The 2,988-nt window shown below is 32.3% G+C and carries 4 protein-coding genes; 3 read left to right on the top strand and 1 reads right to left on the bottom strand.

The window, feature by feature from the left end; all coding sequences use genetic code 11:
* Window positions 1-750 (bottom strand): amino acid ABC transporter substrate-binding protein (locus SOY52_RS06015; protein WP_320848066.1); only part of this gene is annotated, 750 nt, incomplete at its 3' end.
* 155 nt (window positions 751-905) lie between these two features.
* Here SOY52_RS06015 and SOY52_RS06010 point away from each other — a divergent pair.
* The 3 genes from SOY52_RS06010 to SOY52_RS06000 all read left to right on the top strand — a co-directional run.
* Window positions 906-1,472, top strand: a complete 567-nt coding sequence (locus SOY52_RS06010) for an NADH peroxidase (RefSeq protein WP_320848065.1) — start codon at window positions 906-908, stop codon at window positions 1,470-1,472.
* A gap of 77 nt (window positions 1,473-1,549) precedes the next feature.
* Window positions 1,550-2,380: a hypothetical protein gene (locus tag SOY52_RS06005; RefSeq protein WP_320848064.1), complete on the top strand. Its 831-nt coding sequence runs from the start codon at window positions 1,550-1,552 to the stop codon at window positions 2,378-2,380.
* A gap of 44 nt (window positions 2,381-2,424) precedes the next feature.
* On the top strand, window positions 2,425-2,988 hold a 564-nt coding region (locus SOY52_RS06000; RefSeq protein WP_320848063.1), incomplete at its 3' end, for a DMT family transporter.

The following is a 2,988-nucleotide window of genomic DNA, read 5'->3' as shown; positions in this document are numbered from 1 at the left end:
ACCGTCCTTTGCCATATCGTTAAGAGCATTCTGTACAGCATCACGAAGAGCTACATCACCTTTTCTAAATCCAATACCATACTCTTCTGCAACAAGTGATTCTGAGATGATTCTAAAATCCTTACCAGAACGATTAATGTTATCATTAGCAACAAGAAGGTCCATTACAACAGCATCAACACCACCAATTTCAAGGTCCATTAATGCAGTTAAGTTATCTTTGAATTCAACAACAGCCTTTAATGATTCTTCAAAACCTTCTGTATCAGAGATAGCATCCTGAGCTGATGAACCAGCCTGTACACCTACATTTTTACCTTTTAAATCAGCTAATGTGTTAACAGGAGATGATGACTTTACAACACAAACCTGTGCATTCTTTACATATGGATCACTGAAAGTAAGGTTATTTAATCTTTCTGGAGTAATTGTGAAGCCATTCCAAATACAGTCAATATTGTATGTTGCTAATTCCTGTTCCTTTGCAGCCCAGTCAATTGGCTGACAAACAAGCTTAACATTAAGTCTTGAACATACTTCTTTAGCACAGTCGATATCAAAACCTACGATTTCACCATTTTCATCTCTATATCCCATTGGTGGGAATGAATCATCAAGACCAAGGATGAACTCTCCCTTGTCTTGTATTTTCTTTAAAGAGAGATCTTCACTAGCACTTTCTTTACTACCTTGGGCAAAGAGTGAAAGTGATACTAAAGCAATTAGCAATACTGTTAATAGTTTTTTCATATTTCCTCCAAATTGTAAACAATTTTGAATTTATTGAATATAAATAGCATAAATATACAAATTAGTGAATATAATAATTAATCTTATTTAGAATATTCACTTTTTTTAGTTCAAGTATTATATTTAAGAAAGATTAATTCATAGGAGACACAAAAATGAAGAAATGGGTTTGTCCAGTTTGTGGTTATGTACATGAAGGTGATTTTCCACCAGAATTTTGCCCACAGTGCAAGGTTCCAGGTAGCAAGTTTACAGAGCAGAAGGCTGAAAAAGTATGGGCTGCTGAGCACGTTGTAGGTGTTGGTAAGCAGTTTGGTGCTGATGTTCCTGAAGAAGTTAAAGCAGAAATCATTGCTGGTCTCAAAGCTAACTTCGAAGGTGAATGCACAGAAGTAGGTATGTATCTTGCAATGGCAAGAGTTGCACATAGAGAAGGCTATCCTGAAATTGGTATGTACTGGGAGAAGGCTGGTCTTGAAGAAGCAGAACATGCTGCTAAGTTTGCTGAGCTTCTCGGTGAAGTTGTAACAGACAGCACAAAGAAGAACCTCGAGATGAGAGTTGATGCTGAAAATGGTGCAACAAAGGGTAAGTTTGAACTTGCAAAGCTTGCTAAGCAGTATAATCTCGATGCAATTCATGACACAGTTCATGAAATGGCTCGTGATGAAGCTAGACATGGTAAGGCTTTTGAAGGACTTCTTAACAGATACTTCAAATAAGAGTTACTTTAATTTTTATGGGGCGTAGCATTTGTTACGCTCTTTTTTATCACCTTGAAATCTTTTATAATTTGTATATGAATGAAAAAGAAATAAAAAAAGTTATCAAGTTTAAAAAAGAATCATTAGTATGTTTAATTAACAATTTAGGTGAAAATCATCCCGAAGCTATTAATACCGAGTATGAATTGGCAAAAATTTATATCGATAATGATGATTATAAAAATGCTTATAAGCATTTGAAGCACATTCAATTTCATTTAAAAAATAATAAAAGTAAGGTTTACAATAATATTAAAGAATCCTTTGATTACAATTTCTTTCTTGTTTGTCATTTCCTTAAAAAATTTGAAGAAATATGTAATAATGCTTTTTCCTTTTTAAAACGTATTTCCGATTTAGATTATTATGATGATGATATGATTTTTATCATTAATATCATTGCTCAATCATATTATCATTGTGATAAAGAAGATCTTAGTAGAAGTCTTTATAATATGATTTATAACTATGTTGATGCAAATTATGATACTTTCCCTGTACCAAAATTTGTTCCTCTTACTGTAATTAACTACGTAGGCTTTTTAAATAGTCAAAATGAGGTTGAAGAGGCACAAGCAATATTAGCTTCTTGGAGGGACAGTATTGATGATCTTATTGCAGAGAACTTTGATGATGATGAAAGTGATGAATATCCACCTGTTAATGCTCCTCTAGTAGATTTACTTACAAATAGACTTTTTTGTGATTATGTTAGCAGCTTAATTGACGGGGATATCTATTTTGAATTCTTTGAAATATTTGGTAGTGATGATTTTCAGAATTTTTTACATGATTTTTTTGATGAAAATCTGATAGAAGAGATTCCAACTGAAGATAAGCATTTAGATTTTCCAAAGAAATTTTAACTTTATCTATAACAAATATTATTTTTGTTCTATTATCCCATCTCATGGATAGTCAGATAATAGGACAAATATTAGCTTTATTTACAGCTCTTTGCTGGGCCCTCAACTCAATGACTTATAATATTCTTGGTAAGAGTATTAAAAGTTCAACACTAGCACATGCTAGAAGCTTGCTAGCTGTTCCTATTGTATTCATTTTAATGATAGCAACTGAGGGTTTAGAAATTCTATCAATAAGTAGGCAAACATTATTTGCTTTAATTTTTTCAGGTATTACAGGATATTTTATTACCGATATTTTGATGTTCTACTCCTATGTTGCACTTGGAGCAAGAGAAGCATTAGTAATTCTAACCTTCTCACCTGTTGTTTCTGCTATTCTTTCAAACATATTCTTTAGTGAAGTTTTATCACTTAAACAATGGAGTGCTATTATATTAATTATTTTAGGTATCATAATAATGGTCCTCGATGAAATAGTACAAAATAGGGGAAATAGAGATAGAAGCAAACTAGTTAAAGGTATAATTTGTGCAGTATTAGGTGCTATTTTCCAATCTATTTCATATATAGCAGCTAGATATGCCTTAAATGATATTGGACCTATT

The organism is Bullifex sp. (assembly GCF_034103065.1).
In the GTDB taxonomy this organism is placed as follows: Bacteria; Spirochaetota; Spirochaetia; order Sphaerochaetales; family Sphaerochaetaceae; genus Bullifex.
Note: the sequence above shows the minus strand (reverse complement) of the source record. Positions and strands in the feature narration are given on the sequence as shown.

Excerpts from the sequence above, each read along its gene's own strand:
- SOY52_RS06005 (WP_320848064.1), top strand. The coding sequence starts at position 1,550 with ATGAATGAAAAAGAAATAAAAAAAGTTATCAAGTTTAAAAAAGAATCA.
- SOY52_RS06010 (WP_320848065.1), top strand. The coding sequence starts at position 906 with ATGAAGAAATGGGTTTGTCCAGTTTGTGGTTATGTACATGAAGGTGAT.